The following is a 25,923-nucleotide window of genomic DNA, read 5'->3' on the forward strand; positions in this document are numbered from 1 at the left end:
CGTTCACCAAGGACGGTCTCATGCCGGTCGGCGCGGACTGCGGCGAGGTACCCGGCCGCTGCGGACCGAGCGCGGGTTGCGCCCGCCGCGCCCACCCGTCCGCGTCCACTCCGGAGCAACGGGCGCCCTGATGCAGGCACATCCAGTGTCCCCCGGCGCCGGACCGTGCGCACGACCGTGAAGGTGCCGTCCCGGCTGGCGGGTCCGTGCGTTTGAACCAGGTCAGGATTCGAGAAGCGCCGATGCCCGTGCTCCGCCTACCGTGACTGCCACAAGACGACGCAGACGTACCGTGCACGGCCGGTCGGACGAGCCGGGCGACAACGACGGAGACCGCGACGGCGGCTCCGCCCACAGATGGAGACACGATGAGCATGGCCACGAGGACGGACCCGCAGTCGCCCGCGCCGCACGCCGCCGACCGCCACGACATGATCCGCGTGCACGGCGCGCGCGTGAACAACCTCAAGGACGTCAGCATCGAGATCCCGAAGCGCCGGCTGACGGTGTTCACGGGAGTCTCCGGCTCGGGCAAGAGTTCGCTGGTCTTCGGCACGATCGCCGCCGAGTCGCAGCGGATGATCAACGAGACCTACAGCGCGTTCGTCCAGGGCTTCATGCCGGCACAGGCCCGGCCCGAGGTCGACGTGCTCGAAGGACTGACGACCGCGATCATCGTGGACCAGCAGCGGATGGGCACCGACCCCCGCTCCACGGTCGGCACCGCCACCGACGCGAACGCGATGCTGCGGATCCTCTTCAGCCGGCTCGGAAAGCCGCACATCGGCTCGCCCCAGGCCTTCTCGTTCAACGTCGCCTCCATCAGCGGTGCGGGTGCGGTCACGCTCGAACGGGCCGGGAAGACGGTGAAGGAGCGGCGCAGCTTCAACATCACCGGCGGCATGTGCCCGCACTGCGAAGGCCGCGGCACCGTCACCGACTTCGACCTGGCGCAGCTGTACGACGACACCAAGTCGCTCAGCGAGGGCGCGCTCACGATCCCCGGGTACAGCGTCGACGGCTGGTACGGCCGGATCTTCCGGGGCTGCGGCTTCTTCGACCCTGACAAGCCGATCCGCGAGTTCACCAAGAGGGAACTCCACGACCTCCTGTACAAGGAACCGACCAAGATCAAGGTCGACAACATCAACCTGACGTACGAGGGGCTGATCCCGAAGATCCAGAAGTCGTTCCTGGCGAAGGACAAGGAAGCCCTCCAGCCGCACATCCGGGCGTTCGTCGAGCGGGCGATGACGTTCACCACCTGTCCGGAGTGCGAGGGCACCCGGCTCACCGAGACGGCCAGGTCGTCACGGATCGGCAAGATCAACATCGCTGACGCGTGCGCGATGCAGATCAGCGACCTGGCCGAATGGGTCCGCGGCCTCGACGAGCCGTCGGTGGCTCCGCTGCTCGCCACGCTGCGGCAGACCCTCGACTCGTTCGTCGAGATCGGTCTCGGTTACCTGTCGCTCGACCGGCCGGCCGGCACGCTGTCGGGCGGCGAGGCGCAGCGCGTCAAGATGATCCGGCATCTCGGTTCCGCGCTCACCGACGTCACCTACGTCTTCGACGAGCCCACCATCGGACTGCACCCGCACGACATCCGGCGCATGAACGACCTGCTGCTGCGACTGCGCGACAAGGGCAACACCGTGCTGGTCGTGGAGCACAAGCCGGAGACGATCCTGATCGCCGACCACGTCGTCGACCTCGGCCCCGGCGCCGGTACGGCGGGCGGTGCCGTCTGCTACGAGGGCACGGTCGAAGGGCTGCGGTCCGCCGAAACGGTCACCGGCCGTCACTTCGACGACCGCGCCGGCCTGAAGGAAGACGTGCGGAAGTCCACCGGGACGCTCGAGATCCGCGGCGCGAAGGAACACAACCTGCGTGACGTCGACGTCGACATCCCGCTCGGCGTGCTCACCGTGATCACCGGCGTCGCCGGGTCCGGCAAGAGCTCGCTCATCCACGGCTCGGTCGCCGGGCGGGACGGCGTGGTGTCCGTGGACCAGACAGCCATCAAGGGGTCCCGGCGCAGCAACCCCGCGACCTACACCGGCCTGCTCGACCCGATCCGCAAGGCGTTCGCCAAGGCCAACGGCGTCAAGCCGGCGCTCTTCAGCGCCAACTCCGAGGGCGCCTGCCCCACGTGCAACGGCGCCGGGGTCATCTACACCGACCTGGCCATGATGGCCGGCATCGCCGTCCCCTGCGAGGTGTGCGAGGGGAAGCGGTTCCTGGCGTCGGTCCTCGACCACCGTCTGGGCGGCCGCGACATCGCCGAAGTCCTGGCGATGCCGGTGACCGAGGCGGAGGCCTTCTTCGCCGAGGGCGAGGCCCGCATCCCCGCCGCCCACCGGATCCTCACCCGTCTGGCCGACGTCGGCCTCGGCTACCTCAGCCTCGGCCAGCCCCTCACCACCCTGTCCGGCGGCGAGCGGCAACGCCTCAAGCTCGCCACCCACATGTCGGAGAAGGGCGGCGTCTACGTCCTCGACGAGCCGACCACCGGCCTGCACCTCGCCGACGTCGAGCAGCTGCTCGGCCTGCTCGACCGGCTCGTCGACTCCGGCAAGTCGGTCGTCGTCATCGAGCACCACCAGGCCGTCATGGCACACGCGGACTGGATCGTCGACCTCGGCCCCGGCGCCGGCCACGACGGCGGCCGCGTCGTCTTCGAGGGCACGCCCGCCGACCTCGTCGCCGCCCGCTCCACCGTCACCGGCGAGCACCTCGCGGAGTACGTGGCGGGCTGACAGGACACCCCGCGGCCGACGCCGCCGAGCCTGCCGAGGCGGGCTCGGCGGCGGGCTGGGATCCTGGAGGTGCCCTCGGGACGACCTGTGCGGCGCGAAGAACCGAGACCCCAGGAGCAGCCCGATGCGGCGGTCGACCGTTGCCCACCGGCCGAGAGACGGCGAGGCCGCACGCGTCGCCGGACTGTACACGCGCCGGTTCGGCCCGTGGCCGCCGACGGAACCCGTCGTCGTACTGCTCCACGGTCTCGGCCTCTCGGGCCGCTACTTCTACCCCCTGGCCAGGGAACTGGCCGCGGTCGGCCGCAGTGTGCTGGTGCCGGACCTGCCGGGCAGCGCCCGCTCCCGTGCCGCCGTCCGGCGCGCACCGGACACGGCGACGACCGTACGGGCGCTGCTGCGCTGGCACGCCGCCGCCGAGGCCGGACCCTGCGTGGTGGTGGCCAACTCGGTCGGCTGCCAGGTGGCGGTGGCCCTCGCCGCCGAGCGGGGACCGCGGGTCCAGCGGCTGGTCCTCGTGGGTCCCGCCCTGGACGCGACGGCACCGTCCGCCGGGCGCCAACTGCTGCGCCTCCTGCTCGACGCACCCAGGGAACCGCTCGCGCTCCTCGCGCTGGTCGCCCTGGACTACCTGGTCACCGGGGTCGCCAGGTTCGTCGGGGCGTTCCGCCAGGCCAGGCGGGACGCGCTCGGGCCGTTCACCGCCCGGCTGCGCGCGGTGCGGGTCCCCGTCCTCGTCGTGCGCGGCGCCGGTGACAGCGTGGCGCCCGCGCCCTGGGCCGAGCGCGTGGCCGCGGAACCGTCCGACGGCCGGCTCGCCGTCGTCCCCGCCTCGGCCCACGCCGTGCACTTCAGCCGGCCCGGCCTCGTGGCGCGTCTGATCATGGACTTTCTGTGAGGGCCGATCCGGCTCGCACTCCGCACAGGCCGCGGCCGAGGGGCCCTTCCGTCCCGCCCGGGGCGCCGGCGCCGGTACCGCCCGCCCGGACCCCTTCCACCTCCCCATGGCACGACACGCATATTCGACCGCCGCCTGGGCACTCCGAGTTGCACAGGCCGCCCCGAGCATTCGGCGGAGCTCGGATGTTCGGAACGGGCCGCCCTGCCTCGCCCGTCACCCCTAGGAGGGGCCGTGAGCGTGCGTATCGGAGTGGAAGAGGAGTTCCACGTCGTCGAGGTGGAGACCGGCTTGCTGGTGCCTCGGGCAGGCTCCCTGCTCGAACGCCTGCCCGAGCGGACCTTCACGGCCGAGCTGAAGCAGTCCGTCGTCGAGACGAACAGCGCCGTGCACGCGTCGCTCGACGACCTGCACGCCGACCTGACCGGCAGCCGGCGGCAGCTGGACACCGCTGCCACCGCCCAGGGCCTCGCCGTGGTGGCCGCCGGCACGGTGCCGCTGGTCCGCCGTACCTCGGCCGTGCCGGCCACCCCGGGCCTGCGGTACCGCCACATGGTCGACGAGTACCGCGCGGTCGCCGACGAGCAGCTGATCTGCGGTGCCCAGGTCCACGTGGACGTGCCGGACCGCGACACCGCCGTACAGGTCATGTGCGAGCTCTCCCCGTGGCTGCCCCCGCTGCTCGCGCTGTCCGCCAGCTCGCCCTTCTGGCAGGGTGCCGACACCGGCTACGCGAGCTGGCGCACGATGCTGTGGCAGCGATGGCCCACCGCGGGTCCCGTCGGCTGCTTCGAGAACGCCGCCGAGTACGACGCCGTCGTGCGCGAACTCATCGACACGGGTGTCATCAGTGACGCCGGGATGATCTATTACGACGTACGGCCCTCCGCGCACCAGCGGACCCTGGAGCTGCGCGTCTGCGACTCCTGCCCGCGTCCGGAGACGGTGGTGCTCATCGCCGGGCTGTTCCGCGCCCTGGTGATGGGGGCTCAGGAACGGCTGGCGGCGCGCGGCGCGCCCTCGTGCCGGGGACGACACGAGTGGCTGCGTGCCGCGACCTGGCGGGCCGCGCGGTCCGGTCTCGAGGACGGCCTGATCGACCCGGAGACCCGCCGTGAGGCACCGGCGAGCCGGGTGGTCCGCGGTCTTCTCGCCCACGTACGCCCGCAGCTCGAGGCCAACGGGGACTGGGCGGCCATCGAGGTTCTCGCCGAGGAGGCCCTGGCGCAGGGCAGTGCCGCCCATCGCATGCGCCGCGTCGCGGACCGGGAGGACCTGCTGGCCTGCGTCGATCTGGCGATCGCCGAGACCCGGGGCGACCGCCGCGGAACCGAGGCCGCCGAACGCAACCACCTCAATCCCTCCGCACCACTGGACGAGGGCCCTTTCGGCCCCGACTCGGCCCGGATCGCCGGCGCCTGACGCGGTGGTGACCCCGGCCCGCCCTTCGGCCGGGAGAGCGCCGGCACGGGTACGGCGCCTCGCGCCCGCCGCGGAAAGCACCGGCGCCGGCCGGTTCCGAAGGTGCGCACAGGCGCCGGCGGGTCCGAAGTCGTTCAAGTCCGAGCGGCTCGCAGGCACCGACCGGACATGAACGACCGCACGGGTCACGGGAACGACTGACTCACATGAACGACCGCGCGGGTCACACGACCGCCTGCTCCTCGCCCGGCCTCCGCAGCACGCTGAGCACGTCGTCGCGTCCGGCCACCGCCTCCAGGGACAGCGTGCGGTACCCGGCCTGGTCGAACAGCACGGTGATGCGGTCGCCGTCCTCGCTCAGGACCGTCCCGTCCCCCCACTCCCCGTGCCGCACGTCGGTCCCGACGGGGAAGTCGGCCACCGCCGGGTGCGCGGACCGCGATCCGTCGCCGGGCTCGTCGTCGTCCCGCGCCTCGCACACGTCGCAGCTGCCGCAAGGCGCCTCGTAGGCCTCGCCGAAGTAGCCGAGCAGGAAGTAACGCCGGCAGCCGGTCGTCTCGGCGTACGAGCGGGCCATGTCGACCCGGGATCTGTCGGTCCGGCGGTGTGCCTCCGCGGTGCGGGCGGCCTGGTCCACCGCGTCGTCCGGTGACGTGGACTGAGCCGGGACTATCTCGCCCGCCGCACCGGTCGTGACGGCACCGGCCTCCTCGAGCAGGTTCACCGCCGCCGTGACCCTGTTGCGGGTCAGCCCGGTCTCCTGGCGGAGTTCCTCCACGTCAGCGGGGTCCGCCCGGCGTTCGTGGACGGCGTCGGCCACCTCGGACAGGACGTCACGGCTGGGGGAGCGGGCCGCGAAGTACGCCTGCATGCCGGTGTCCTCCGGCCGGTAGTGCAGGACGGCGAGCGCCGGACCGCCGTCCCGGCCGCCACGGCCGATCTCCTGGTAGTAGGCGTCCAGCGAACCCGGCAGGGAGGCGTGCAGCACGAACCGCACGTCCTCCTTGTCGATGCCCATGCCGAACGCCGAGGTGGCCACGATCACGTCGGCCTCACCGGACAGGAACGCGTCGTGGACACGGGAACGTTCGGCGGCACGGAGCCCCGCGTGGTAGGCCTCGGCGGCCAGCCCGAGAGCGGCCAGCTCCCCGGCGTAGTACTCGGTGTCCCTGCGGGTCGCCGCGTAGACGATGCCCGGCTTCGGCTCGGCCGCGGCCCGTTCGACGACCGTCCGGCGCCGGTCCTCCTCGGCGAGGAAGCGGCGCGCCTCCAGCCGGATGTTCGGGCGGTCGAAGCCGGCCACCACCAGCCGCGCGTGGTTCATGCCGAGCCGCTCGACGATCTCCTTGCGTACCGGCGGAGCCGCCGTCGCGGTCAGTGCGAGGACCGGTGGGCGGCCCACCCGCCGCGCCGCGTGCGCCAGGCGCAGGTAGTCGGGACGGAAGTCGTGACCCCAGGACGACACGCACTGCGCCTCGTCCACCACGAACAGGGCGGGGCGCATCCCGGCGAGCCGCTCCAGCACGTCCTCGCGGGCCAGTTGTTCCGGCGACAGGTACAAGAGCCGGGCTTCTCCGCGGACCACGGACTCCCACGCCGCCTCCGTCTGCGCGACTCCGAGGTCCGAGTTCACGGCGACCGCGCCGGGCGCATGCTCACCGTCGGGCAGATTCGCGATCTGGTCCCGCTGGAGCGCCAGCAGCGGTGAGACGACCACGACCGGCCCGTCCAGCAGCACCGAGGGAACCTGGTAGACGGCGGACTTGCCCGCGCCGGTCGGCATGACGACCAGGGCGTCGCGGCCCTCCATCACCCACTCCATGGCGGTGAGCTGCTCGGGCAGAAGCGTGTCCCAGCCGAACACCTCCGAGGCCGTCTTCCGCAGCCGTGCGGCCTCCCCGCCGCCTGTCGATGCCGCCCCACGGCCCATTCCCGCTCCTCCGCTCCTGGCTCGGCGCCTTCCGTCGGCGGCACGATGTGCCGCCCGCGCCCATGGAAGCCCCCGGGTACCCGCGGGAACCCCGGCGCAGTCCACCGGCCGCGGTCCACCGGCCGGAACGGCCGCGCGCCGGGCGGAGTTGCGGCTCGGCAGGCAGACCAAAGCCGACAGACCAAAGCCGACACAACACAGTGCGACTTTGCATGATCATGCGTAAGGGTGCATACTCTTCCTATGTCTAAGGTCCTCACCTCCCTTCCCACCGGCGAGCGCGTCGGAATCGCCTTCTCGGGCGGCCTCGACACCTCCGTCGCGGTCGCGTGGATGCGCGACAAGGGCGCCGTCCCGTGCACGTACACCGCCGACATCGGCCAGTACGACGAGCCGGACATCGCCTCGGTGCCCGACCGTGCGCAGACCTACGGCGCCGAGATCGCGCGGCTGGTCGACTGCCGCGCGGCGCTCGTCGAGGAGGGCCTGGCCGCGCTGACCTGCGGGGCGTTCCACATCCGCTCGGGCGGCCGTGCGTACTTCAACACCACGCCGCTCGGCCGGGCCGTCACGGGCACCCTGCTGGTCCGGGCGATGCTCGAGGACGACGTGCAGATCTGGGGCGACGGCTCGACCTTCAAGGGCAACGACATCGAGCGGTTCTACCGCTACGGCCTGCTCGCCAACCCGCACCTGCGAATCTACAAGCCGTGGCTCGACGCGGACTTCGTGACCGAGCTCGGCGGCCGCAAGGAAATGTCGGAGTGGCTGCTCGCCCACGACCTGCCCTACCGCGACAGCGCCGAGAAGGCGTACTCCACCGACGCCAACATCTGGGGCGCCACGCACGAGGCGAAGACCCTGGAGCACCTCGACACGGGCGTGGAGACCGTCGAGCCGATCATGGGCGTGCGGTTCTGGGACCCGTCGGTCGAGATCGCCACGGAGGACGTGACCATCGGCTTCGACCAGGGCCGCCCGGTGACGATCAACGGCAAGGAGTTCGCCTCAGCCGTCGACCTGGTGATGGAGGCCAACGCCGTCGGCGGCCGCCACGGCCTCGGCATGTCGGACCAGATCGAGAACCGCATCATCGAGGCCAAGAGCCGGGGCATCTACGAGGCACCCGGCATGGCCCTGCTGCACGCCGCGTACGAACGCCTGGTCAACGCGATCCACAACGAGGACACCCTCGCGCAGTACCACGCCGAGGGACGGCGCCTCGGGCGGCTGATGTACGAGGGACGCTGGCTCGACCCGCAGGCGCTGATGATCCGGGAGTCCCTCCAGCGCTGGGTCGGCTCGGCGGTCACCGGCGAGGTCACCCTGCGGCTGCGGCGCGGCGAGGACTACTCGATCCTCGACACCACGGGCCCGGCGTTCAGCTACCACCCGGACAAGCTGTCGATGGAGCGCACGGAGGACTCCGCGTTCGGCCCCGTGGACCGGATCGGCCAGCTCACCATGCGCAACCTCGACATCGCCGACTCGCGCGCCAAGCTGGAGCAGTACGCCGGTCTCGGCCTCATCGGGACCGCGAATCCGGCCATCGGTGCCGCCCAGGCCGCCGCGACCGGACTGATCGGCACGATGCCCGAGGGCGGCGCCGAGGCCATCGCCTCCCGCGGCGAGGTGTCCGCGGAGGACGAGATGCTGGACCGCGCCGCGATGGAGTCGGGCACGGACTGACCGACGCGATTTTGGGGACGGCCCCGCCGGGGGACGCCTCGGCCGCGAGCCGGCCGGAAGCCGCCGAACCCGTTGCCGGGACGTCCGCACGAAGCCGATCGAGGCGGGAGTCGTCGAGTGAAAGGAGCGCAGGCGGGCACTGGGATGGGAGACTGCTGCTGCCGGGTTGCTTCCGGTCGCCTCAACTCGGCGGGGCCCGCCCGCCGCGCGTCCTCTCCGGCGTGGCGAGAGGGGTACGGGGTGCTCGGACGACGGGAGACTCATCAGTGAGCGCACACGAGCCGAGCTCTGGGCCCGGACCGCAGGCTCCGCCCTCCCCGGGCAGCCACGGCAAGGGCCGGGCCATCGGGCTCGCCGGGGTGCTGGCCGCCGCGGAGACGGCGGCACCGGTCGAATCCCTCGACGTCGTCGCCCGCATGCTGAAAGAGCGCCTCAACGCGACGATGGTGTCTTTCCTCATCACGGACTTCACCGGCGGGTCGGTGGTGCGTATCGGTGCCGCCGGCACCGTCGAGACCGACGAGCCCGCCCGGCGCATCGATCTGCCGGGCACGCTGTACGACGAAGTGATCCGCACCCAGCAGCCGACCATGGAGACCAAGGACGACGGGCGCACGGTGCGGGTCGTCGCGCCGGTCACCAACCGGGGGGACGCCATTGGCCTCCTGGAGCTCTTCCTCCCCAGGGCGCCCGACGCGGCGGCGATGCGGGAGATCGGCGAGACGGCGCACGCGCTCGCGTACATCGTCATCGCCAACCGCTCGTTCACCGACGTCTACCAGTGGGGCCGCCGCACCAGACCACTGAGCCTGGCCGCCGAGATCCAGCACCGCCTGCTGCCCGACTCCCTGGCCTGCGAGGCCGCGCAGTTCACGGTCGCCGGGGCACTGGAGCCCGCCGACCTGGTCGGCGGTGACACGTTCGACTACGTCATCGACCGCGACACCGTGCAGCTGTCCGTCACCGACGCCATGGGGCACGACGTGGACGCCGCACTGCTCGCCACGCTGGCCGTGGGGGCGCTGCGCCGGGCCCGGCGGGCGGGAGCCGGACTCGTCGAACAGGCCGGACAGGCCCACCGGGCGATGCTCGAGCACGGCACGCGGAAGTACGTCACCGGCCAGCTGCTGCGCATCAGCCTGGTCGACGGCCGCGTCGAGTTCGTCAACGCGGGACACCCCTGGCCGCTGCGACTGCGCCACGGGAAGGTGGAGGAACTCAGCGTCGACATCGACATGCCGTTCGGTTTCCACTTCCCGCACAGCTACCGGGTCCAGCACCTGGACGTGCAGCCCGGCGACCGCCTGATCATGGTCACGGACGGCATGCTCGAACGCGGCGCGAGCGACGTGGACCTGAACGGCCTGATAGAGCGCACCAGTGACCTGCATCCCAGGGAGGCCGCCCGCACGATGATCGCGCAGGTCATCGCCTCGAACGACGGGCATCTCCAGGACGATGCGACGATCATGTGCCTGGACTGGCACGGCGTCAGGCGCTCCGAGCGGCACGCCGACACCGGAGCCGACCTCACCGGGGCCTCCCCCTCGCCGACACCGCCCTTCTGACGAGCGCCTCGCCCCGAACGCCCTTCGGCAGCGAAGAACCGCGAGGCCAGTGCCCGGTGACGTCGACGGTAAGGTGGTTGATCGTCGGAGCGGCTCCGCCGCATCCGGCACAGGGCGGGGGGCGGGCCGGTCCCGCGACCGTCAGCCGTCCCGGGATCGACGACGCCCCCGGGGAAGACCCGCACCCCGCGAAGACCGACGCCCGCGGGAGAGAGCGTGCGCATGCCCACGACGCCCGGTGTGGCCGCCTCCCCGCCGTGACCCTTCGCCCCTGAGCAGCGCGGGCCGCAGCCCGGCTCCGCTGCCACCTCCGACTCCGGTTCGCCCCGCGCGAGCACCACGGGCGGCCGTCCCGGTCTTCCCGCACCTCCCCGCTCGCCCTCACGACATCGGGCGTGCCCGAGCACGACAGGTACTCTCCTTGCCCACGTCCATACTGTCCCCGGCCGCGCGACTGCGCGCTCTGCGCCCCGACTGGCTGTCCGACCCGAAGGTCTGGCGCACCGAGGTGCTGGCCGGGCTGGTGGTCGCGCTCGCGCTGATCCCGGAGGCGATCTCGTTCTCGATCATCGCCGGCGTCGACCCCGCAATCGGGCTGTTCGCCTCCTTCACCATGGCCGTGACCATCTCCGTCGTCGGCGGGCGGCGCGCGATGATCTCCGCCGCGACCGGTGCCGTCGCTCTGGTCATCGGCCCGCTCAACCGGGAACACGGGCTCGGATACCTGGTCGCCGCAGTCATCCTGGCGGGTGTCATCCAGATCGCCCTCGGCGCGCTCGGCGTCGCCAAGCTGATGCGGTTCGTGCCCCGCAGCGTGATGGTCGGCTTCGTCAACGCGCTCGCCATCCTGATCTTCGTGGCACAGGTGCCCGAGATGCATGACGTGCCCTGGGCCGTCTACCCGCTGCTCGCCGCCGGCCTGGCGCTCATGGTGTTCTTCCCCCGGATCACCCGGGCGGTCCCGGCACCGCTCGTGTCGATCGTCATCCTCACCGCCGTCACCGTGGCGGCCGGCATCGCCGTACCCACCGTGGGGGACAAGGGCGACCTGCCGTCCTCGCTGCCGGTGCCGGGCCTGCCGGACGTTCCGTTCACGACGGACACCCTCACGACCGTCGCTCCGTACGCGCTGGCTATGGCGCTGGTCGGTCTGATGGAGTCGCTGATGACGGCCAAGCTCGTCGACGACATCACCGACACGCACTCCAGCAAGACCCGTGAGTCCATCGGACAGGGCGTCGCCAACATCGTCACCGGCTTCCTCGGCGGCATGGGCGGGTGCGCGATGATCGGCCAGACCATGATCAACGTGAAGGTGTCAGGTGCCCGTACGCGCGTGTCCACCTTCCTGGCGGGTTCGTTCCTGATGGTGCTGTGCATCGTCTTCGGCCCGGTCGTCTCCGACATCCCGATGGCCGCCCTGGTCGCCGTCATGGTGATGGTGTCCTTCGCGACCTTCGACTGGCACTCCATCGCCCCGAAGACCCTCAGGCGGATGCCCGCCGGAGAGATCACCGTCATGGTCGTCACCGTCGGCTGCGTGGTGGCCACGAGCAACCTCGCGATCGGCGTCGTCGTCGGCTCCGTCACCGCCATGGTGATCTTCGCAAGGCGCGTCGCCCACTTCGCCACCGTCACCTCGGTCACCGCACCGGACGGCGGCCAGGTCGTCTACTCCGTGACCGGCGAACTGTTCTTCGCCTCCTCCAACGACCTCGTCGGCCAGTTCGACTACGCCACGGACGCCGACAGGGTCGTCATCGACCTGTCCGCCGCCCACATCTGGGACGCCTCCTCCGTCGCCGCCCTGGACGCCGTCGGGACCAAGTACGCGCAGCGCGGCAAGACCGTCGAGATCGTCGGGCTGAACTCACCGAGCGCGCGCATCCACGACCGGCTCAGCGGCGAACTGGCCGGCGGTGGCTGACCGGCCCTCGAAGAGGAGGCCGTGGTGTCCCGCTCCGGTCACGGCAGCAGGCGTTGTTCCTTGGCCACGGCCACCGCGCCGGCCCGCGTGTCGACGGAGAGCTTGCCGTAGATGCGTCCGAGATGGGTCTTCACTGTCGCCTCGCTGATGAAGAGGGCTCTCGCGATCTCCCGGTTGCCGAGTCCCCGCGCGAGCTGCGCCAGGATGTCCCGCTCGCGGGCGGTGAGCGTGGGCCGCGGGCTGCGCAGGTTGGCCATGACGCGGCCGGCGACGGGAGCCGAGAGCGCGGTACGGCCCTGGGCGGCGTCGTGGATCGCGGCGAAGAGCTCCTCCGGCCGTTCGGCCTTGAGCAGGTAGCCCGTCGCTCCGGCCTCGATGGCGCGGGTGATGTCGGCGTCCGTGTCGTACGTCGTGAGGACCAGGACGCGCGGGCCGTTCCCGGGAGCCGTGAGGCGGCGGGTAGTCTCCACGCCGTCGATCCCGGCACCGAGCTGGAGGTCTATCAGCACCACGTCCGGACACAGCTTCGCACTCAGCGCGAGCGCCTGCTCTCCTGTGCCCGCCTCGCCGACGACCTCGATGTCGGGGGTGCTGTCGAGCAGCGCGAGCAGCCCGGCCCGTACCACGACATGGTCGTCGCACAGCAGGATGCGGACGGGGCGGGACGTGCCGGTCGCACCGGTCATCGGGAGGGCTCCAGCGGGATCGCGGCGGACAGGACGGCGCCCTCTCCGGGTGCGGACTCGATGGTCAGGGCGCCGCCGAGCTGACGGGCACGGGCACGCATCGCGGGCACCCCGTGGCCGCGCACACCGGACGCGCGGGTGTCCGGGCCCTCGGGGGCGAAACCGCGGCCGTCGTCGGCGACGTCCAGGACGACCAGGTCGTCCAGCAGCGTGAGGGTGAGCGTGGCCGTACGCGCGCCGGAGTGCTCCCGTACGTTCGCCAGCGCGCCCTGGGCGATCCGCAGCAGTGCGGAACGGACCCGCTCGGGAAGCCCGGGCCCGCGGTCGCCGTCGTCGACGTGCACCTGGACGGTGAGGTGCTCGCCCGACTCGCGTGCGGCCAGCGCTCGCAGCGCCTGGCCGAGGTCACCGCCGCGGGCCAGGTCGGCCGGGGCCAGGTCGTGCACGAAGCGGCGGGCCTCGTCGAGACTGTGTTCGGTGACCGCTTCGGCGGTCCGCAGGTGCGTGCGCGCCCTGTCCGGGTCGGACTCCCAGACCCGGTCCGCTGCCTGGAGGAGCATCTGCTGGCTCGACAGCCCCTGGGCGAGCGTGTCGTGGATCTCCATCGACAGCCGCTGCCGCTCGGCGAGGGTGCCTTCGCGGCGCTCGGAGGCGGCCAGCTCGCGGCGGGTGCGGACCAGGTCGTCGATGAGCACGCGCTGCCGCACCGTCTGCCGTTCCATCTGGAGGAAGACGGCGGTGGCGATCGCGGCCACGGCGGGCGGCGCGAGCAGCAGGTTCGGGTCGAAGCCGCCGGCCAGCCGGAGCTGGGCGGCCACGACGAGGGCCGTCAGTGCGACAACCAGCGCGAGTGCGGACCGCGCGGGGAGGACGCGCAGCCCCGTGTAGAAGAGCGGCACCGCACACCAGGAGAAGCTGGGGGCGAGCACGACGAGCACCATCCACACCACGACGACCGCGGCCAGCCGGACGAGCCGTAGCGGGGAGCGCTCCGCGTCCGCCCCGGTCGGCAGCGGTGTCCGGGCGAACGGCCACCGGTACCCGAGTGCGGCCCCCGGGAGCGGGATGGCGTACAGGACCGCCAGGAGAACGCTGAGCGCGACGATCCACGGGGTGCGGGCTTCCCCGGGATGGCGCAGCAGGAAGCGCGCGAGCGCACCGCCCAGCAGGAGGAAGAACGCCACGTGCATCACGGCCGCGAGCCGGCGCGTGTCCGCGGCGTACCTCTCGTCCGTGGACGCGCCCATGCCGTCGACGCGGTCGGTGCCCGTGTCCGATCCGTCGGTACGGCCGGCGTCCCCGCCGTACGCCCCGCCGGTGCCCGCCTCCCCGGCGGACGTCCGGTCCGTGCCCGCGTCCATGCCGTCCACCTCCTTCACCGCTCCCGCCTGCCCGAACGTTCCCATTGTCGCCAGCTCCGGCCACCCACGGGTCATCCGATCGGTCGACCCCGGGGTCGACCGATCGGCACGCCGGGACCCGCCGAAACGACGACGGTCATGGATCCCGGGCGGCGCCAGGCTGGAGAGCGGAAGAAGCGAACCACCGTCACCACCAGGAGTCGATCCCATGAAGAAGCCTTCCCGCCGCGCCCGCGTCGCCACCGGCGGCGCCGTGATCGCCGCCGTCGCCGCCCTCGCCTTCGGCACGGTGTCCGCGAACGCCTCGGCGCCCGCCTCCACCGGCACCGCCCCCGCGACGGACGTGAGGAACGGCGGCACCGTCTCGTCCAGCCATCTCACGGTGGACGCCGCGGCCGAGGCCGCGCAGGCCGCCCTCGACGCCGCCGAGAAGGAGAACCAGAAGGTCACCGTCGCGGTCGTCGACCGCAACGGCAACACCGTCGTCACCCTTCGCGGCGACGGCGCCGGCCCGCAGTCCTACGAGTCCGCGCAGCGCAAGGCGTACACGGCCGTCGCCTGGAACGCGCCCACCTCACAGCTCGCCGAGCGCCTGAAGCAGACGCCGAACCTGAAGGACATCCCCGGCACGCTGTTCCTGGCCGGCGGCGCGCCGGTCGCCGTCAAGGGGGCCCCGGTCGCGGGCGTCGGTGTCGCGGGCGCGCCGTCCGGAGCCCTGGACGAGAAGTTCGCCGCGGCGGGAGTGGCGGCGCTGGGGCGCTGAGTCAGCCCGGGGGACTGAGCCGGCCCGGGCCGCCGCGGGCCGTCGAAGACGGCGTGCGGCCGCCCCCGGATCGGAGCGGGACGTGAATCAGTGCGAGTGGGGCGGGTAGGCGGCGTTCTGCACAGTTCACTGACGCGAGGGAGACGCCGTGACGCAGAAGAGTGAAGGCGAGCAGGTCAACCGGTTCTGCAAGGCTTGCGGTACCCCTGCCGAGAACGGGAGCCTGTGCGAGCGCTGCGGCAAGGTGCTGCACCTGCCCAATGACGCGGGCCTGGTCGAGGACCAAGGCGCCGTGGTGCGGCGGGACTTCGAGGGCCGCCGCGATCACTCGGGCTGAGAACCGGCCACCGCGCGGCTCTCCGGGCGCGGGAACGACTGCCGCACCCCCGTTTTCACGCCTCTTCGTTCGCGGTCCGCTGGACGACGAATTTGTGGGTACACGGGCCGCATGGCAACGAAGAACGATCACCCCATTCCCCTGCGGGCGATGCGCCAGCTGCGCCGGATCCGCATGTTCTATGCGGCGGGCGCCCTTCTGTGGGCGGTGTCGGCGGTCTGGCTCGGACGGGAGCATCCCGGGAGCCGGCAGATGTGGGTGTCCGTCCTCTTCGTCGCGGTCTTCGCCGGGCTGTTGTCCGTGACGTCCCTGTGGCTGTGGCGTCAGGGGACCCAGCGTGCGGGGGCGAACGGCCGTCACGCCGGTGCGCGCGGGATGGCGGCCGGCCGCCACGCGAGCGCCTGAGTCCGGGGGCCGCCCGCTCGTCACCCGGTCCCGCAGTCGGGGCTCGGCATGCCACACCGCGCGTCCCACGCCCACCAGTTGCTCCCACGCGTCCCACGGCTCCACGAGCCGTCCCACGCGCGCGCCCCGGCGAAAGCGCCACGCGCACGCGCCCCGGCGGAACCGCGCGAGTTCCGCCGGGGCGAGCACATCACTACGACATCCGGCGCGGCCGGTGCGGCACGGGTGCCGGTCAGCGGGTCGAGGTGACCCGGTGTTCCTTCAGAGCGGCGCAGTTGGAGCCGCTCACCTGGACGTAGACGTTGGCGATGTGGCCGCCCCAGTCGACGCAGTAGCCCTTGCCGTAGACGTAGGTCGGTCCGGCGTACGAGGTGTACTGCCCGTAGTCCTCGTCCCCCTGCTCGGTGGCGGGAATGTAGACCCAGGCCGACATCTCCTTGACGGTGCCCGGGTTGTTGCGGATGGTGGCTACGCAGTTCTTGCCGTTCGAGGCGTTGTACGTGAGGTAGACCGTGCCGAGCGAGCCGATGGCCGCCGAGTTCACGGTGCGGTAGCTGCTTCCACAGATCTTCTGCGGTGTCGTGTTGGGTGCGGCGGAGGCGGGTGCCGCCAACGCGGTCGTGGCTCCCAGGGACAGAGCCGCCAACGCCGCGGCGCCCAGAGCGGAACGGGTGAATCGCATATTTCCCCCTTGTAACCGAAGGAGTTGCTTGCTCCTGTCTGGTGTGACCTGCGAGACATCCGGATGGTTGTAGCCTCTTCGCAAAACACCGGAAAACGATCACTCGCACCCGCGTGGCGACCGGTTGGCGGCCCGCCGGGGAACCTGGCCCCTCTCCCTGGCTGGCCCAGGCGCTCGCGCTGGCCGGTCACACCTAGAGCGGCCAGTGACCTCTTCGAACGCGCGACGGACTGCGCCAACGACGCGGGGCTCCTGGCCGAGGAGGTCGACCCGTCCGGCGGGGACCTCCTCGGCAACTTCCCGCAGGCCTTCAGTCACACAGGCCCGGTGGACGCCGCTTGGGCCATCCACCAGGCCACCTCGCCCGGCGGCCCGGCGGTGTCGGCGCAGTGCGGAACGACGGGGCTGAACCGGTTTTCGTGCCGCTTGCAGCTAGCAATGAGTCCTGGTACCGAATTTGACTAAACACATACTCAACAGGCGTATCGCCTCTGGACAACGTTGTCAGCATCCGGGCAGAGTGTCCTTCCCCGGAATGCGGATTCCGGCTCCACTCAGGGAAGGGCTGACGTGATGGTCGCGTACGGAGCACTCGACATCGGCGGTACGAAGATCGCCGGGGCGCTCGTGGACCCGCAGGGCCGGCTGCTGGCTCGTGCGCAACGGCCCACGCCGGCAGGCGAGTCGGCCGAGACCCTGATGGACGCGGTCACGACGGTGCTGGACGAGCTGGCCGGGCACCCGGCTTGGCGAGCCCTCACCTGCCTGGGCATGGCGAGCGCGGGCCCCGTCGACACGGCCGCCGGAACCGTGAGCCCCGTCAACATCCCCGGCTGGCGCGGCTATCCGCTGGTCGACAGAGTCCGCTCACACCCATGTGTGCCCGCCCACACGACCCCGGTGCTGATCGGGGACGCCGTCGCCATGACCGCCGCAGAACACTGGCTGGGTGCTGCTCGCGGTGTGGACAACGCCCTGTGCATGGTGATCTCGACCGGCGTCGGCGGTGGGCTGGTCCTCGACGGGCGGCTGCATGCGGGGCGGTCGGGCAACGCCGGTCACATCGGCCACATCTCGGTCGACCTGAACGGGCCCAAGTGCCCTTGCGGCAGCCGGGGTTGCGTGGAACGGCTGGCCAGCGGCACGGCGATCGCGGCGCACGCCCTCGCGACGGGCTGGACACCACCCGCCGGGGTCGCGCCGACCGCCGCTGCCGTCGCAGCGGCGGCCCGGGAGGGTGACGCCCTCGCGCAGGCGGCGTACGAACGGGCGGCGCAGGCGCTGGCGGCGGCCATCGCCGCGACGGCCGCCCTGGTCGAACTCGACCTCGTGGTCATAGGCGGGGGAGTGGCGCAGGCCGGCGACACGCTGTTCGCACCGTTGCGCCGGTGGATGTCGGAGTACGCGGTCCTCGACTTCGCCCGGGACGTGCCGATCGTGCCCGCCGAACTGGCCCTGGACGCAGGCCTGATCGGCGCGGCGGCGGCAGCAGCAGGTGCCACGTGGGGCGAGCCGGGGACGGCCGCCGCGGAAACGGGCGGCCCGCAATTCCGGGAAGGCCGCGCCTGCGGAAGCGAAAAGGCCGTCGGTCACGCCGGATACGGCACAAGGTCGACGACCTGACCACTTCGACGGATGAACTACGCCTGGGAGCAGGCACATGGCGGTTGTGTCACCGGCGACGCCCGCAGACCCGCACTGCCGTCACGCCGTCCCGCACCGAGAGTGAGTCACCGGCGCTGTTCGACACAAACACCGGGGACGTCGCTCGCGCAGGACGCGCCCGTCTCATCGCTTGAGGCCGCTGCTGTAGTTGGCACGCTCAGGCGATCGTTCGGGCGTTGCCGTGGCAGTTCGGCGTGCCGCACCGCGTCCGAGGTGAGGACGATCACGACGCCGAATCCGCCGAAGGTTCCGCAGCCGACGAACACCGGGCCGGCGCCCCAGACCCCGATGGCGGCGCCGACCAGCGGATAGCCGAGGGGCGCGAGACCGACCATGGTGAGCATGACGATCGAAGTGATCCGGCCGAGATAGGCCGGGTCCGCCGCAGTCTGTATGAGCGCGTTGTCCAGGCTGCCGAAGATGCCCGCACACAGCCCGATGACCGCGGCCAGGAGCACGGCGTGCCAAAGGGCCGGCACCAGGCCGATGGCAGCCGCCCCCGTACAGCCTGCCAACAGCGTCCCGGCCAGCATCAGTCCGGCCCGCGGCAGCCAACCGGTGACGGCGAGCAGCGCGGCACTCGCCGCTGCGCCGGCACTGAAGCTGCAGACGATCCATCCGTAGCCGGAAGGGCCCCAGCCGCGTTCGGCGTTGAGGAGCAGCAAGCCGACGTTGAAGGTGCTGACGAGGCCGAGCTCGCAGACGGCACCGGCAGCGATGAGCGGGCCGATGAGCCTGTGGCGACGGATGTAGCGCAGGCCGTCGAGCAGTTCCTGCCGGGCGGTGCCGGATGCCTGACGCTTCTCGTCACGCGGCCCCAGGGAGCGCATTCGTATCGTGAGCAGGAGCGGCAAGGACAGTGAGAAGAGCAGTCCCGCGACGCTGAAAGCGGCCGATGGGCCACCGAGCCCCATGGCCAGGCCGCCGATCGGCGGGCCCGCGATCTGGGCGAGGCGCGTCGACAGCGAGCGCATGCCGGTGACCCGGGCCAGCTGGTCCGGGGTGGTGATGTGCGGCGGGAGGGCGCCGACAGCGGGTACGAACAGCGCGTCCACGGCGCCGAAGACGAGCGCCACCGTGATCAGGATCCACAGAGCCGGCGCCGACACCGCGATGCACATGGCGGCCGTCAGGATCAGCAGACAGCGCACGGTGTCACTGCCGAGCATCACCCGCCGGGGGTCGAACCGGTCGGCCACCACGCCCCCGCCGAGCATGAGTAACGCCCGCGGCAGCGCCCCGGCGGCCATGACGAGCCCGACTTCACTGGGACCGGCGGCCTTCTGCGCGGACCATCCCAGGGCGACGAAGTAGACGCTGTCACCGACGAGGGAGACGGTGTACGCGGCCAGCCAGCGCAGCACGTTGCCGTCTCGGTGGGCCGGTGCGCCGACGCGTTCGGGTGCGACTGTCCGTGCTGTGGCCATCGAGGACTCCGACATGTCGGGGGTGCGGCAGGGTCAGGGCCGGAAGGGGAAGCCGTAGAGGTGCACCGACACGTGCTCACGGTCCTCGGTGTCGCCGGCCTTCTTCGCGGCCTTGCCGCGCTCACGCCAACGCCGAGCGAGCGCCTCCAGTTCGTGGCCCATCTCGGCGAGTTCGGTGGGGGTGAGGTCGAGCAGCCACTCGGAGCTGAAGGACGCGTCGGACCATGCCGTGCCCCAGGCTGACTTCTGGTCGAGATACGCGCGGTACTGCGCGACACGGGTGTCGAAGATGCCCCGGGTCACCGCACCGACCGCGGCGGCCCCTTCGGGCGTGCCCGCGAAGTCGGAGTCGCGGAAACCCCAGCCTTCCTCGGACGCCACCTGCCACCACCGCTCGCGGCCGTCGGTGCCCTGACCGCTCGTCTGGGACACGAAGCCGTGATCGGCCAGCTTGCGCAGGTGGTAACTGACCAGCGACGGGGTCTCGCCGACGTGCTCGGCGAGCTGGGAGGCGGTCGCGGTGCCCGCGGCGTACAGCAGCCGGTACAGCTGCATCCGCAACGGGATCATGAATGCCCTCAACCGTGACAGGTCAGTGATCTGTTCGGGCTCGCGCTTCGGTCGCATGCCGCAACCGTAGGTATGAAGCGAAAATTGCGCAATAACTGCTTCAGAGTCGGCCGGCTTCGCCGCGGTCGGCCCGCGAAAGGGCATGCGCGGCGGTCGGGGCGCCCCGGCCGGCCCACGGGGGGCCAGTTGGGGCACCCGCATCCGTCGCGCTGCCGCGCAGACCCGACCCGCACCTGCCCCCCGCCCAGCCATGTGCTCGACGACCGCGCCGATCCGAGAAGACCCGTGCCCCGGTCGGAAGGCATCCGATCAGCCCCGATATCGCTCCCGACAACTGAACTAGAGCTAAACTTAACCGGTTTGGCTTCAACGGTTGCTCTCGTGGAAGTCTCCTTCTAGCCTCTCTCCCAGCCGCTGCGAAGGCATTCCTCACCACCCCCCACCCCCGGTCACGGAAACAAGTGGTGGCCTTCGGCGACGGCTTGCCGTCCCGCTGTCCGGTGTGAGCCGCACACCGCATCCCCGGGCAGCGGGATTCCACCGGCCCGCACACTTCCTCACCGGGCTCGCCATAAGCCAGGAACGGGGAATGAGCGTGTCCGCGCCCCGCCGGGCCGGACGGGCGAGCCGGAAGAACAGCCCTGCACCGAACGGCCATGCCGCGCGGACCGAACACGTCTCGGACGCGGCCGGCACGAGCGACCACCTTGGGAGCGACAATGAGAAGAAGACTGGCCACCGCGGCGGGAGCGCTGCTGGCCATCGCGGCCTCGCTGCTGGCCGTCCCGTCCACCGCGCACGCGCAATCACAGGCGGAACAGGGATTCCACGTCAGTGACGGCCGCCTGCTGGACGCGAACGGCAAGGACTTCGTCCTGCGCGGCGTGAACCACGCCCACGCCTGGTACCCCACCAGGACCCCGCAGGCGCTGAAGGACATCAAGGCGCTGGGCGCCAACTCGGTGCGGGTGGTCCTGGCCACGGGAGACCGCTGGACCAAGAACGACGCAGCCGACGTCGCCGCGGTCGTCACCCAGTGCAAACAGAACCGCCTGGTCTGCGTTCTCGAGGCGCACGACACCACGGGATACGGGGAGCAGGCCGGTGCGGTGTCGCTGCCCCGCGCCGTGGACTACTGGCTGAGCATTCAGGACGTACTGAAGGGCCAGGAGAAGTACGTCATCCTCAACCTGGGAAACGAGCCCCACGGCAATTCCGGCTACACCGCGTGGACTTCGGACACGCAGAACGCCATCAAGCGTATGCGTGACGCCGGCTTCGACCACACACTCATGGCCGACGCACCCAACTGGGGCCAGGACTGGGCGTTCACCATGCGGGACAACGCCGCAAAGGTGTTCGCCGGCGATCCCGACCGCAACACGGTGTTCTCGATCCACATGTACGGAGTCTTCGACACCGCAAGTGAGGTGAACGACTACCTGAACCGGTTTACTTCACAGCATCTCCCCCTTGTCGTCGGCGAGTTCGGCAATGCCCACTCGGACGGCGACCCCGACGAGGACGCCATCATGGCCGCGTCCCAGCGGCAGGCCGTGGGGTACCTCGGCTGGTCCTGGAGCGGCAACGGCGGCGGAGTCGAATACCTCGACCTGGCCACCGACTTCGACGCCTCCCGGCTTTCCGCCTGGGGCCGACGTCTCTTCGAGGGCGCCAACGGCATCAAGCAGACCTCGCGGGAGGCCAGCGTCTTCGCCTCCGGTCCAGCGGACGGCAGCTGCGCCGTCAGCTACCGGCTCAGCGACTGGGGCAACTCGTTCAACGCGGACGTGACCATACGCAACACCGGCACCACGGCGGTCAAGGGCTGGCGCCTCGACTTCGCCTTCCCCGGGCAGCAGAAGGTCAACTCCGCCTGGAACGCCCGTACGACCCAGGACGGCAGTCAGGTGCGCGCCACCAACGAGTCCTGGACCGAGACGATCCCCGCCGGCGGCTCAGTGACCTTCGGCTTCAACGGCTCCTCCACCGGAAACAACGGGGTCCCCGCCTCCTTCGCCCTCAACGGCAGCGGTTGCGCGAAGAATTGACGGACGTGCACGTGCGCAGGGCCGCATCCCCCGTGGGCGCGGCCCTGCATACGTTGCTCAGGTCGTCTCGGTTCTGCGTGGATTCCCGCGGGCGCGGTGCCGCGTGCGTTTCCCGTAGGCACCGTGGCGGTCGCGGCCGCCACGGCGTGCGCCCCCCGGCTACGAGCCGGCCTCCGGCGCCCTGGCGGTGGATCCCCTTGGCGTCAGCGTGGGTGTCGGCGCCTGATGCGCACCGCTGTGCGTCCCGTTGATGACATCGAACAGGACCCGCGCCACCTCGGCGCCGAAGTGGTGCACATCGTGGCTCATCGCCGACAGCGTCGGATGGGTGATCCGGCACAGCTGGGAGTCGTCCCAGGCGATCAGCGACAGGTCGTCGGGAACCGAGAACCCCATCTCGGCCGCGACGCCCGCGCCCGCGACGGCCATGATGTCGTTGTCGTAGACGATGGCGGTGGGGCGGTCCGCGGCGAGCAGCAGCGAGCGGGTGGCGCGGGCGCCCTCCTTCTCGTCGAAGCCCGTCGCGATCTGGCGGGCCGCCTCCAGCCCGAGTTCACGGGTCGTGGACGCGAACGCGCGTGCCCGGATGGCGCTGTGGCCGAGGTCGGCAGGACCGCCGACCCGGGCGATCCTGCGATGGCCGAGAGCCGCCAGATAGCGGACGGCTTCGGCGACCGCCGAGGCGTCGTCGGTCCACACCGCCGGGAAGGGCCCGGTCAGGGAGGGATGGCCGACCGCGACGGCGGGCAGACCGGTGCCCTGCAGCGACGGCAGCCGGGGATCGTTCTCACGGAAGTCCACCAGGATCGCCCCGGCGATCATCCGGCCGCCCCACCAGGCCTTGTAGAGAGCGATCTCCTCGTCGAGGTCCCGCACCAGGCGCAGGAGCAGCGAACAGGACCGCTCCGCCAGGACGCTCTCGATGCCGGAGATGAACTCCATGTAGAAGGGTTCGAGGCCGAGCAGCCGCGCCGGCCGGCACAGGGCCAGCCCGACGATGTCCACCCGCTGGTTGGACAGGCTGCGCGCGGTGGCGCTGGGGGCCCAGCCCAGTTCCCGGGCCGCCTCGAAGATCCGTTCGCGGGTGGCCGCCGAGACGCCCGGCTTGTGGTTGAACGCGAGCGACACCGCCCCCTTGGACACTCCCGCGCGGGCGGCGACGTCCTTGATCGTGACCCGCTCCGCCGAGCCGCTCATGTGACGTCCACGCAGTACAGGGCGGCCCTGACGTCCTGCTCGCCGACGGGACCGCAGCCGGTGACCCGGATGCGTGTGCGCTCGCCGGGCAACAGGGTCTGTGGGCCGCGGTCACAGACGGCGGCCGGGCCGAGCCGGTCGGGCTGGAGCAGCAGGTCTCGGACGAGGGTACGGGCGGTCACCACGACATCGACTCTATCCTCCCGCCCCTCCACCGGCTCGACTCCGACTTCGTAAGCGGGCCGGGGGCAGGCGAAGTCCTTGTCCGCGACGGGGAAATGGAGCGCGCGGAGCCCATCGGCGTCGGCGACCAGGAACTCCTTGGCGGACCGCTCGGCAGGGGCGACCTCCCGCGGCACCGGGAGCCTGACGACCGAACGGGGAGCGGCCGCTACGTCGAGGACGCTCTCGCGGAGCAGTGTCCCGTCCGCCGCGCAGCGCCGCAGTGTCACCGCCGTCCGCCAGGGTGTGGCGGACTGGTTGACCGCGGCGAGGACGAGACCGTCCGCGTCCGGCTGCACGGTCAGGAGGCGGTCGGCGTAGACGCGACGCAACTCGTGGTACAGCGGTTTGAGGCGGCCGTCACCGTCGATCGCGGCCCATGAGGTGACGGGCCAGCAGTCGTTCAGCTGCCAGACGACCGTGCCGGCGCAGACGGGCCAGTGCGAGCGCCAGTGCTCGATCCCCGCCGCGACGGCCCGGGCCTGGACGAGCTGGGTCAGGTAGTGCCAGCGGTCGAAGTCGCCCTCGGGCAGCGGGAAGTGGCGTGCCACCCCCCGGTCGAGCTTGCCGTTGCCGTCCTCGGCCTTCTGGTGGTGGAGCATGCCGGGGGAGTCGGGGGCGAGCCGCTCGCCGGGCAGGGCGCGGCGCAGGGTGGCCTGCGCGGGCGGTGCCTGCCAGCCGAACTCCGCGACGAACCGGGGCACGCTCGCGCGGTACTCGGCGTAGTCCTGGCGGTTCCACACCTCCCAGGAGTGATGGGTGCCGTGCGCCGGGTCGTTGGGGTGGTGGTCCCAGGATCCGGACCAGGGGCTGCCCGCGGTGTAGGGGCGGGTCGGGTCGAGTTCGGCGACGATCCGGGGGAGCAGCCCCAGGTAGTAGCCCTCACCCCAGGAGTCGCCGGCGAGCGCGCCCTCCCAGTCCCAGTCGCGAAAGCCCCAAAGGTTCTCGTTGTTGCCGTTCCACAGCACGAGGGAGGCGTGCGACATGAGCCGGACAACGTTGTCACGGGCTTCCGCCTCGACCTCTCCGCGCAGCGGCTGTTCCTCGGGGTAGGCGGAGCAGGCGAAGAGGAAGTCCTGCCAGACCATCAGGCCCAGTTCGTCGCAGACGTCGTAGAAGGCGTCGTCCTCGTAGATGCCGCCGCCCCACACCCGCACCAGATCGATGTTCGCTTGGGCGGCCTGGGTGAGCCGGGTCCGGTAGCGCTCGGGGGTCACCCGGGAGGGGAAGGCGTCGTCGGGGATCCAGTTGACGCCGCGGGCGAAGATCCGTACGCCGTTGACGACCAGGGTGAAGCCGGTGCCGTGTTCGTCGGCCGAGCGGTCGAGCTCGACCGTCCGGAAGCCGATCCGCCGTTCCCAGGCGTCGAGGGGGCGCCCCTCGTCGTCGCTGAGGGCGATGTGGAGGTCGTACAGGGGCTGTTCGCCGTAGCCGCGGGGCCACCACAGGCGCGGGCCGGACACCTCCAGCCGCAGCGTCACCTCGTCACCCGTGAGGACGGCCTCGGCATGGGCGCCGGCCACCCGGGCCTCGACGCGCAGCGCGCGCCCCTGCCCCCGCACCGTCCGCTCCACACCGAGGTGCACGTCGACCCGGCCGCCGCCCTGGTCGACGGTGACCACGGGGCGCACGTCGTCGATGCGGGCGGTGGACCAGTGTTCCAGCCGCACCGGCCGCCAGATACCCGCCGTCACCAGCGTCGGCCCCCAGTCCCAGCCGAAGTTGCAGGCCATCTTGCGTATGTACTGCGACGGTTCCGGATAGACGTTGGGCCGCTCTCCGGTGACGGCCCGCACGGCCGCGGCCTCGTCGTAGGCGGAGGCGAAACGGACCTCCAGTTCCCCGGTGCGGCCCGTGACGTCGAACCGGTGGCGCCGGTGCATGTTGCGGGTCGTCCCGAGCGGCCGGCCGTCCAGGGTGATGTCCGCGGCGGTGTCCAGGCCGTCGAAGACCAGATCGGTCCGCTCGTGCCCGGTGGCGTGTGCGAGGGGGCGCGTGTACGTCCAGGCACGACGCCCCACCCAGGCGAGGTCGGTCTCGTTGTGGCCGATGAAGGGGTCGGGGATGACCCCGGCGGTCAGCAGGTCGGTGTGGACGCAGCCTGGCACCGCGGCCTCCAGAAGTTCCTCGTCATGGCGCAGGCTCCAGCCCTCGGTGAGCTGGGTGACGTCCTTCATGGTGCGGCTCCAATCGCCTGACTCAGGCTGGTGGATGGACAACGGCGACAACCTAACCCGCTGATCAGGTCCTGTCCATAAACCGGTCTAGTCCTTCTCGGCACTCGTAAGTCCTGGCCTGACCGTTGCGGTGTCTGGGATTTGGGCACTGCCTGGTAACGATTAAGCATCGTGCTGGAAATCTTAG

General features: G+C 71.4%; 20 protein-coding genes. 12 read left to right on the forward strand and 8 right to left on the reverse strand.

Features of this window, described 5'->3' with window-relative positions; genetic code table 11:
- Positions 1-368: 368 nt before the first annotated feature.
- The 3 genes from AC0ZLC_RS04625 to AC0ZLC_RS04635 all read left to right on the forward strand — a co-directional run bounded on the left by AC0ZLC_RS04625 (position 369) and on the right by AC0ZLC_RS04635 (position 5,079).
- Positions 369-2,759: an ATP-binding cassette domain-containing protein gene (locus AC0ZLC_RS04625; RefSeq protein WP_476750563.1), complete on the forward strand. Its 2,391-nt coding sequence runs from the start codon at positions 369-371 to the stop codon at positions 2,757-2,759.
- A gap of 124 nt (positions 2,760-2,883) precedes the next feature.
- Positions 2,884-3,657: an alpha/beta fold hydrolase gene (locus tag AC0ZLC_RS04630; protein WP_476750564.1), complete on the forward strand. Its 774-nt coding sequence runs from the start codon at positions 2,884-2,886 to the stop codon at positions 3,655-3,657.
- A gap of 234 nt (positions 3,658-3,891) precedes the next feature.
- Positions 3,892-5,079 (forward strand): carboxylate-amine ligase, encoded by a 1,188-nt coding sequence (locus AC0ZLC_RS04635; protein ID WP_476750565.1) that lies wholly within the window; start codon positions 3,892-3,894, stop codon positions 5,077-5,079.
- Between the two features lie 223 nt (positions 5,080-5,302).
- On the opposite strand, the gene AC0ZLC_RS04640 is transcribed toward AC0ZLC_RS04635, so the two are convergent.
- Positions 5,303-7,009 carry a RecQ family ATP-dependent DNA helicase gene (locus AC0ZLC_RS04640; RefSeq protein ID WP_476750566.1) on the reverse strand — a complete coding sequence of 569 codons (1,707 nt, stop codon included), beginning with the start codon at positions 7,007-7,009 and terminating at the stop codon, positions 5,303-5,305.
- 243 nt (positions 7,010-7,252) lie between these two features.
- On the opposite strand from AC0ZLC_RS04640, the gene argG reads away from it, so the two are divergent.
- From argG to AC0ZLC_RS04655, 3 genes are all read left to right on the forward strand, one after another.
- Complete coding sequence (gene argG, locus AC0ZLC_RS04645) at positions 7,253-8,698, forward strand: argininosuccinate synthase (RefSeq protein ID WP_476750567.1); 1,446 nt, start codon at positions 7,253-7,255, stop codon at positions 8,696-8,698.
- A 344-nt stretch (positions 8,699-9,042) separates the two neighbouring features.
- On the forward strand, positions 9,043-10,266 hold the full coding sequence (locus AC0ZLC_RS04650; RefSeq protein WP_476750742.1) for a PP2C family protein-serine/threonine phosphatase: 1,224 nt from the start codon (positions 9,043-9,045) through the stop codon (positions 10,264-10,266).
- Between the two features lie 421 nt (positions 10,267-10,687).
- Positions 10,688-12,193, forward strand: coding sequence for a SulP family inorganic anion transporter (locus tag AC0ZLC_RS04655; protein WP_476750568.1), 1,506 nt, complete (start codon positions 10,688-10,690; stop codon positions 12,191-12,193).
- Positions 12,194-12,231: 38 nt separating this feature from the next.
- Here AC0ZLC_RS04655 and AC0ZLC_RS04660 read toward each other — a convergent pair whose 3' ends face one another.
- Together AC0ZLC_RS04660 and AC0ZLC_RS04665 are read right to left on the reverse strand one after the other, a co-directional pair.
- Complete coding sequence (locus tag AC0ZLC_RS04660) at positions 12,232-12,879, reverse strand: response regulator (RefSeq protein WP_476750569.1); 648 nt, start codon at positions 12,877-12,879, stop codon at positions 12,232-12,234.
- Positions 12,876-14,126, reverse strand: a complete 1,251-nt coding sequence (locus AC0ZLC_RS04665) for a sensor histidine kinase (RefSeq protein ID WP_476750743.1) — start codon at positions 14,124-14,126, stop codon at positions 12,876-12,878. Before AC0ZLC_RS04665 ends, AC0ZLC_RS04660 begins: the two co-directional genes overlap by 4 nt.
- A 322-nt stretch (positions 14,127-14,448) precedes the next feature.
- Here AC0ZLC_RS04665 and AC0ZLC_RS04670 point away from each other — a divergent pair, with 322 nt between their 5' ends.
- The 3 genes from AC0ZLC_RS04670 to AC0ZLC_RS04680 all read left to right on the forward strand — a co-directional run bounded on the left by AC0ZLC_RS04670 (position 14,449) and on the right by AC0ZLC_RS04680 (position 15,745).
- The gene (locus tag AC0ZLC_RS04670) at positions 14,449-15,003 is read left to right on the forward strand and encodes a GlcG/HbpS family heme-binding protein (protein WP_476750570.1); all 555 of its coding nucleotides are present in this window, start codon (positions 14,449-14,451) and stop codon (positions 15,001-15,003) included.
- Positions 15,004-15,151: 148 nt separating this feature from the next.
- Complete coding sequence (locus AC0ZLC_RS04675; RefSeq protein ID WP_476750571.1) at positions 15,152-15,340, forward strand: hypothetical protein; 189 nt, start codon at positions 15,152-15,154, stop codon at positions 15,338-15,340.
- A 111-nt stretch (positions 15,341-15,451) separates the two neighbouring features.
- A complete protein-coding gene (locus tag AC0ZLC_RS04680) occupies positions 15,452-15,745 on the forward strand; it encodes a hypothetical protein (RefSeq protein ID WP_476750572.1) in 294 nt (97 codons plus the stop codon).
- A 232-nt stretch (positions 15,746-15,977) separates the two neighbouring features.
- Here AC0ZLC_RS04680 and AC0ZLC_RS04685 read toward each other — a convergent pair whose 3' ends face one another.
- Positions 15,978-16,427, reverse strand: coding sequence for a spore-associated protein (locus AC0ZLC_RS04685; protein WP_476750573.1), 450 nt, complete (start codon positions 16,425-16,427; stop codon positions 15,978-15,980).
- Between the two features lie 63 nt (positions 16,428-16,490).
- Here AC0ZLC_RS04685 and AC0ZLC_RS04690 point away from each other — a divergent pair, with 63 nt between their 5' ends.
- Together AC0ZLC_RS04690 and AC0ZLC_RS04695 are read left to right on the forward strand one after the other, a co-directional pair.
- Positions 16,491-16,892, forward strand: a complete 402-nt coding sequence (locus tag AC0ZLC_RS04690) for a glycoside hydrolase family 15 protein (RefSeq protein WP_476750744.1) — start codon at positions 16,491-16,493, stop codon at positions 16,890-16,892.
- Positions 16,893-17,000: 108 nt separating this feature from the next.
- Complete coding sequence (locus AC0ZLC_RS04695; protein ID WP_476750745.1) at positions 17,001-18,050, forward strand: ROK family protein; 1,050 nt, start codon at positions 17,001-17,003, stop codon at positions 18,048-18,050.
- Between the two features lie 107 nt (positions 18,051-18,157).
- On the opposite strand, the gene AC0ZLC_RS04700 is transcribed toward AC0ZLC_RS04695, so the two are convergent.
- On the reverse strand, positions 18,158-19,519 hold the full coding sequence (locus AC0ZLC_RS04700) for an MFS transporter (RefSeq protein WP_476750574.1): 1,362 nt from the start codon (positions 19,517-19,519) through the stop codon (positions 18,158-18,160).
- Between the two features lie 33 nt (positions 19,520-19,552).
- A complete protein-coding gene (locus tag AC0ZLC_RS04705) occupies positions 19,553-20,146 on the reverse strand; it encodes an ArsR/SmtB family transcription factor (RefSeq protein ID WP_476750575.1) in 594 nt (197 codons plus the stop codon).
- Between the two features lie 662 nt (positions 20,147-20,808).
- On the opposite strand from AC0ZLC_RS04705, the gene AC0ZLC_RS04710 reads away from it, so the two are divergent.
- Positions 20,809-22,140, forward strand: a complete 1,332-nt coding sequence (locus tag AC0ZLC_RS04710; RefSeq protein ID WP_476750576.1) for a cellulase family glycosylhydrolase — start codon at positions 20,809-20,811, stop codon at positions 22,138-22,140.
- 159 nt (positions 22,141-22,299) lie between these two features.
- Here the strand turns inward: AC0ZLC_RS04710 and AC0ZLC_RS04715 are convergent, their stop codons facing one another.
- Together AC0ZLC_RS04715 and AC0ZLC_RS04720 are read right to left on the reverse strand one after the other, a co-directional pair.
- Complete coding sequence (locus AC0ZLC_RS04715) at positions 22,300-23,337, reverse strand: LacI family DNA-binding transcriptional regulator (protein WP_476750577.1); 1,038 nt, start codon at positions 23,335-23,337, stop codon at positions 22,300-22,302.
- Positions 23,334-25,736 carry a glycoside hydrolase family 2 protein gene (locus tag AC0ZLC_RS04720; RefSeq protein WP_476750578.1) on the reverse strand — a complete coding sequence of 801 codons (2,403 nt, stop codon included), beginning with the start codon at positions 25,734-25,736 and terminating at the stop codon, positions 23,334-23,336. The genes AC0ZLC_RS04715 and AC0ZLC_RS04720 overlap by 4 nt, the downstream gene beginning before the upstream one ends.
- Between the last annotated feature and the right edge of the window lie 187 nt (positions 25,737-25,923).

It is taken from the genome of Streptomyces sp. GLSS-08 (assembly GCF_056387915.1).

Bases quoted from the DNA above. Each gene is read 5' to 3' on its own strand.
- AC0ZLC_RS04625 (WP_476750563.1), top strand. From the start codon at position 369: ATGAGCATGGCCACGAGGACGGACCCGCAGTCGCCCGCGCCGCACGCC.
- AC0ZLC_RS04630 (WP_476750564.1), top strand. From the start codon at position 2,884: ATGCGGCGGTCGACCGTTGCCCACCGGCCGAGAGACGGCGAGGCCGCA.
- AC0ZLC_RS04640 (WP_476750566.1), bottom strand. From the start codon at position 7,009: ATGGGCCGTGGGGCGGCATCGACAGGCGGCGGGGAGGCCGCACGGCTG.
- argG (WP_476750567.1), top strand. From the start codon at position 7,253: ATGTCTAAGGTCCTCACCTCCCTTCCCACCGGCGAGCGCGTCGGAATC.
- AC0ZLC_RS04660 (WP_476750569.1), bottom strand. From the start codon at position 12,879: ATGACCGGTGCGACCGGCACGTCCCGCCCCGTCCGCATCCTGCTGTGC.
- AC0ZLC_RS04665 (WP_476750743.1), bottom strand. From the start codon at position 14,126: ATGGGCGCGTCCACGGACGAGAGGTACGCCGCGGACACGCGCCGGCTC.
- AC0ZLC_RS04670 (WP_476750570.1), top strand. From the start codon at position 14,449: ATGAAGAAGCCTTCCCGCCGCGCCCGCGTCGCCACCGGCGGCGCCGTG.
- AC0ZLC_RS04680 (WP_476750572.1), top strand. From the start codon at position 15,452: ATGGCAACGAAGAACGATCACCCCATTCCCCTGCGGGCGATGCGCCAG.
- AC0ZLC_RS04685 (WP_476750573.1), bottom strand. From the start codon at position 16,427: ATGCGATTCACCCGTTCCGCTCTGGGCGCCGCGGCGTTGGCGGCTCTG.
- AC0ZLC_RS04690 (WP_476750744.1), top strand. From the start codon at position 16,491: ATGGTTGTAGCCTCTTCGCAAAACACCGGAAAACGATCACTCGCACCC.
- AC0ZLC_RS04695 (WP_476750745.1), top strand. From the start codon at position 17,001: ATGGTCGCGTACGGAGCACTCGACATCGGCGGTACGAAGATCGCCGGG.
- AC0ZLC_RS04700 (WP_476750574.1), bottom strand. From the start codon at position 19,519: ATGGCCACAGCACGGACAGTCGCACCCGAACGCGTCGGCGCACCGGCC.
- AC0ZLC_RS04705 (WP_476750575.1), bottom strand. From the start codon at position 20,146: ATGCGACCGAAGCGCGAGCCCGAACAGATCACTGACCTGTCACGGTTG.
- AC0ZLC_RS04710 (WP_476750576.1), top strand. From the start codon at position 20,809: ATGAGAAGAAGACTGGCCACCGCGGCGGGAGCGCTGCTGGCCATCGCG.
- AC0ZLC_RS04715 (WP_476750577.1), bottom strand. From the start codon at position 23,337: ATGAGCGGCTCGGCGGAGCGGGTCACGATCAAGGACGTCGCCGCCCGC.
- AC0ZLC_RS04720 (WP_476750578.1), bottom strand. From the start codon at position 25,736: ATGAAGGACGTCACCCAGCTCACCGAGGGCTGGAGCCTGCGCCATGAC.